6 protein-coding genes are annotated in these 4,370 nt (G+C 54.4%); 3 read left to right on the top strand and 3 right to left on the bottom strand.

Going from position 1 to position 4,370, the window contains the following annotated elements; all coding sequences use genetic code 11:
* Window positions 1–133 precede the first annotated feature (133 nt).
* Window positions 134–661, bottom strand: a complete 528-nt coding sequence (locus FJ147_27560) for an aldehyde dehydrogenase family protein (GenBank protein ID MBM4259642.1) — start codon at window positions 659–661, stop codon at window positions 134–136.
* Window positions 662–955: 294 nt separating this feature from the next.
* Between FJ147_27560 and FJ147_27565 the strand changes: the two genes are divergently transcribed.
* The 3 genes from FJ147_27565 to FJ147_27575 all read left to right on the top strand — a co-directional run bounded on the left by FJ147_27565 (window position 956) and on the right by FJ147_27575 (window position 3,083).
* On the top strand, window positions 956–1,987 hold the full coding sequence (locus FJ147_27565; protein ID MBM4259643.1) for a GlxA family transcriptional regulator: 1,032 nt from the start codon (window positions 956–958) through the stop codon (window positions 1,985–1,987).
* Window positions 1,988–2,065: 78 nt separating this feature from the next.
* Complete coding sequence (locus FJ147_27570) at window positions 2,066–2,731, top strand: DJ-1/PfpI family protein (GenBank protein ID MBM4259644.1); 666 nt, start codon at window positions 2,066–2,068, stop codon at window positions 2,729–2,731.
* 85 nt (window positions 2,732–2,816) lie between these two features.
* Window positions 2,817–3,083 carry a DUF1272 domain-containing protein gene (locus tag FJ147_27575; protein ID MBM4259645.1) on the top strand — a complete coding sequence of 89 codons (267 nt, stop codon included), beginning with the start codon at window positions 2,817–2,819 and terminating at the stop codon, window positions 3,081–3,083.
* Here FJ147_27575 and FJ147_27580 read toward each other — a convergent pair.
* Window positions 3,055–3,237, bottom strand: coding sequence for a hypothetical protein (locus FJ147_27580; GenBank protein ID MBM4259646.1), 183 nt, complete (start codon window positions 3,235–3,237; stop codon window positions 3,055–3,057). The two genes, FJ147_27575 and FJ147_27580, sit on opposite strands and share 29 nt — an antisense overlap.
* 84 nt (window positions 3,238–3,321) lie before the next feature.
* Complete coding sequence (locus tag FJ147_27585; GenBank protein ID MBM4259647.1) at window positions 3,322–4,218, bottom strand: hypothetical protein; 897 nt, start codon at window positions 4,216–4,218, stop codon at window positions 3,322–3,324.
* Window positions 4,219–4,370 lie beyond the last annotated feature (152 nt).

The raw sequence follows: 4,370 nt of genomic DNA on the forward strand, positions 1-4,370 counted from the left end.
AGATTCGCGCATTGACGGCGGGGGTCGGCTATCGTCTCCAGCTTTTCCACCAGGGCACACGTGAGCGCAGGCATACCTCCTCCTCCTTTTTCCCGGACACCCGTGCTGCCCTCTCTATCCTAACCCCCTCTTTTTACAAGACTCTAAGCGCGTTCCCCGTGCCTGCAGCGAGCGGCGCACCGGTTTTCATCGCGGTAAACATCAGTGGATGGTTGTAAGCGACAATCCGCGCCACCACACCAAACGGTTCACGCACAGTGTAGTTGAGGTTATCTTCTCCCATCGGAATGGTGTGACCTTTGATCTCAGTGACCAATCCGGCGAAGTGTTCGAGCATGGTGGCAGCGACGCGTGCATCACCGACCATCTCAGCCACAGGGTTGCCTGTATTCAGCGCGTCGAGCATCGCCAGTTCCCCAGCATGCGCACGCAACCTTGCTGCAGCTTCTTTCAACATCGCCGCCCGCTCCAGGGGTTTCACCTTGCGCCATTTGACAAAGGCTTCATGTGCGGCATGTACAGCAGCGTCGACATCGTCAGCGTTGGCATCGGCAACACTGGTGATGACTTCGCCGAGTGCAGGGTTGATGGTCTCCACATACTTCCCTGCGCGCGGTGTTTGCCAGCGACCCGCGTAATAGAGATCGCGGTTCAGCGGCATGATTACCGCTGAGCTGAGATCTTTTTGACTGTTGGGAGATGTCGTCGTCATGGTTCCGTCCTCCAGTGTTCAACACCAATAGCCTTGAGTTGTCAGTTATCAGTGGTCAGCAACAACAGTTTTCAGAAAAACTGAGACCTGACAACTGAGGACTGATAACTAACACTTCCTCTCTGGCTGAAAGTTGAGTGCTGACAGCTCATTATCGACGACCCAATCTCATGGCAGGATTTGTCGGACAAATGTCGTTACTGACATCTTGCGACAACGGCACGCGCTTCCCATAATGTCGTCATGTCGAGACGCAACGCCAAGGCACAAGCAAAAACAGAGAGTGAAGACCTCATCACCACCCGTCATATCACGTTGGTCGTGTATCCTGATTTCGAGCCACTCGATCTGACCGGCCCGTTTTCCGTATTCACTGGGACTGACCGCTTACTCCGCAACCAAGGACGAGTCGAGCACGCTTATCAGGTTGACGTAGTAGGTGGCGAGGTTGGTTCGCTGCGAGCATCCGGTGGCTTAGGGATTGTGGTGGATCGTGCGTGGCGAACTATTCGTGATGGAATCGATACGCTCCTCGTCGTTGGTGGCCCAGGTACGCGTGAGGCGGTACACGATCAATCTCTTCTCACGTGGTTGCAGCGGATAGCGCCGCGCGTGCGCAGACTCGGGGCAGTGTGTAGCGGCAGTTTCATTTTAGCCAATGCTGGCCTGTTGGATGGACGACGGGCGACTACACATTGGGCGTGGTGTGCAGAACTAGCGCGGTTGTTCCCACAGGTTACCGTCGACCCTGATCCCATCTTCATTCGCGACGGTAACACCTACACGTCAGCAGGTGTCACTGCTGGTATGGATTTAGCTTTGGCGTTAGTTGAGGAAGATTTCGGACGAGAGGTCGCCCTCCACATGGCTCGTGACCTCGTTCTGTATCTCCGGCGTCCTGGAGGACAATCACAATTCAGCACCCTGCTCAGTGCGCAGGAGAGTAACCGCGAACCACTACGCGAATTACAAACGTGGATCGTGGAAAATATCGAGGCTGACCTCTCTGTGGCAGCGTTGGCACGTCACGTGGCGATGAGCCCACGTCACTTCGCGCGAGTATTCACGCAGGAAGTTGGGATGACGCCGGGGCAGTTTGTCGAAAAGGTGCGGGTTGAAGCTGCCCGCCGAAGGCTTGAAGAATCCCCACAAGGAGTCAAGGGAATTGCGGCAGACTGTGGCTTTGGCAGCGCAGATACCATGCGGCGCGCGTTCTTGCGTACGTTACGAGTGGCTCCCGTTGCGTATCGCGGCCGTTTTCGCACCGCCGCTTGAGTTGAGCAGATCTTATGACAAGCAACAGAACCTGATTGTCTCGATCAGATAGACAAATACTTATTAGGAGGAATTTCTATGTCAGATGCCCGCAGCCCACTCACCCTTGGAGCTATCTTTTATCCAGCCTTTGAACTGCTCGACGTGTATGGGCCACTTGAGATGTTTGGCAGTATCGGACCTGAATTACGGATTGTCACCGTCGCGCAAAAAGCAGGCGCCGTCACTTCGACACAAGGGCCGCAGACCTTAACGCAGTACGGGTTTGATGATTGCCCTGCACTTGACCTGATCCTTCTTCCGGGTGGAATTGGTACCATCACGGAATTGAACAACGAGCGTATGCTCGACTTTCTCCGTCAGCGTTCGGCGACTGCACTAGTCACGATGTCGGTATGTTCGGGGTCCGCAATACTCGCTAAGGCTGGATTGCTTGATGGTCGCCGCGCGACTTCTAACAAACAGTTCTTTACTCTCGCGACTGCCCAGAGTGAGAAAGTGCAGTGGGTCGAGCAAGCGCGTTGGGTGGAAGATGGCAACATGGTCACATCCTCTGGAGTCTCTGCTGGTATCGATATGGCACTCGCGGTGATTGCGCGCTTGTATGGTCGAGAGCGAGCCGAGCTCATCGCAGCAGGAACGGAATATGAATGGCACCAAGATGCCAACTGGGACCCATTCGTTAAATACTTGAATCAGGGAGATCTCAGCCAATTGCCACCATTGCCGAATACTGAAAGTTGAAGAGTGCACATAAGAACGGAAGTCCAGAAAGGAGGTTGCAACGACGCTTGAATTACGGCCAACATGCGAGCACTGGAACACAGCACTGCCACCCGAGTCTCCCGAGGCAATGATCTGCTCGTTCGAGTGCACGTTTTGCAAGACGTGTGTAGATACTGTCCTGCATAACGTATGTCCAAACTGCGGTGGTGGGTTTGCGCCGCGACCTCACAGACCGTCACGGAATTTGAAAGGGAATAACAACCTAGCCTCCCATCCGGCCAGCACCAAGGTGAAACATCGCCCGGTTGATGTACAGGCACACAACCAGTTTGCCTCACACATTAGTACCATTCCTCCTGAGCAGCGGTGAAGGTCTTGGGATTTGTCAGGCCACTGAGAACACTATGGAACAACAGGCGATCTTTGGTCCGTTCTTTGCCGCGATATTGCTGACGCTGGCAGTGTAGGGCTACATGTACATCCGCCGTATCAGTTTTATCCAAAGTAACAAGCTCGACTAGCAAGGGAGGACTCCTGCGGCCTTCACTGAGAGGAAATCAGTCTACTTCCCGACGGCCCTGACGTGGATCTACAGATGTACTGCCGTATCAGCCAGTAGTGGCGGAAGTGTCCGTTTTGAACTTCGACGCGACCGTACGCAGCTCAGCCGTCAGACGAGCCACCTCTTGTGCGACCAGTGCCGTTTTTTTACTGGCGCTTGTTCCTTGGTCGGTCATTCGCGTGATGTAATCGACACGGCCGGAGATGTCGCGTGCAGTGCTATTTTGGTTCTGCAATACGTGATGAATGCCAACAACTGATTGCACCACACGCACAGTGGCAATTTCGATATCAGCCATTGAGGTGCCAGCCTGGCGAGTCAGCTCTTCACTCGCCGTAACCTGGTCGAGGCTTTGTTGCATTGTATCAACCACAATCCGCAGACTCCTCTGAATGTCAGCAATGAGCGTTTGAATGGACTTGGTTGACTGCGCGGTGCGGCCCGCAAGACTTCTGACTTCCTCCGCGACTACCCCAAATCCCTTGCCGTACTCTCCTGCCCGCGCCGCTTCGATCGCGGCATTCAACGCCAACATATTCGTCTGTTCAGCGATTTCCTTAATCGCCGAAACAATCCCCGAGACATCGGCGGACTGACGTTCAAACTCAGTCAGCGTCTTCAATGAAGTCGCCGCCGTGCCAGAGATCCGCTCGATGATCTGCGTCATCGCCAAAGCGGTATTGCGAATGACCTTGCCACCACCTTGTGACGATTGTGCCGCGGTCTGTGTTAGCGTGGCGGCCTCGGTCGCATACTGGCCAACATGGGCAATAGAGGAGGAAAGTTGCTCAATGTGCGTCGCAATATTGGATGCAGCTACAGCCTGTGTTTCCGCGACGTTCGCGGCTTGTGTACTTCCGGCGGTCAACGTCTCTGTCGCGTGATCGAGGTCTTCAGCTCCCTTCCGGATACGTACAACAATCTCACGCAGGTTTTGCTGCATCGCCTTCACCCGCCCCAGCAATTGGCCAGGACTTACGCTTGAGGACCACAAGTATCATTTTAGGGATATGATTACCAAGAAGCAGTACGTCGAATATTTGGTGAGCACGCCGAAGAATTGCACCTGTACGTATCTGGCCGAGCATTTGGAAG

Source organism: Deltaproteobacteria bacterium, from assembly GCA_016874775.1.
Classification (GTDB): Bacteria; Desulfobacterota; Binatia; order Bin18; family Bin18; genus VGTJ01.

Coding starts and splice junctions, on each gene's coding strand:
- FJ147_27560 (MBM4259642.1), bottom strand. CDS start 661: ATGCCGCTGAACCGCGATCTCTATTACGCGGGTCGCTGGCAAACACCG.
- FJ147_27565 (MBM4259643.1), top strand. CDS start 956: ATGTCGAGACGCAACGCCAAGGCACAAGCAAAAACAGAGAGTGAAGAC.
- FJ147_27570 (MBM4259644.1), top strand. CDS start 2,066: ATGTCAGATGCCCGCAGCCCACTCACCCTTGGAGCTATCTTTTATCCA.
- FJ147_27585 (MBM4259647.1), bottom strand. CDS start 4,218: ATGCAGCAAAACCTGCGTGAGATTGTTGTACGTATCCGGAAGGGAGCT.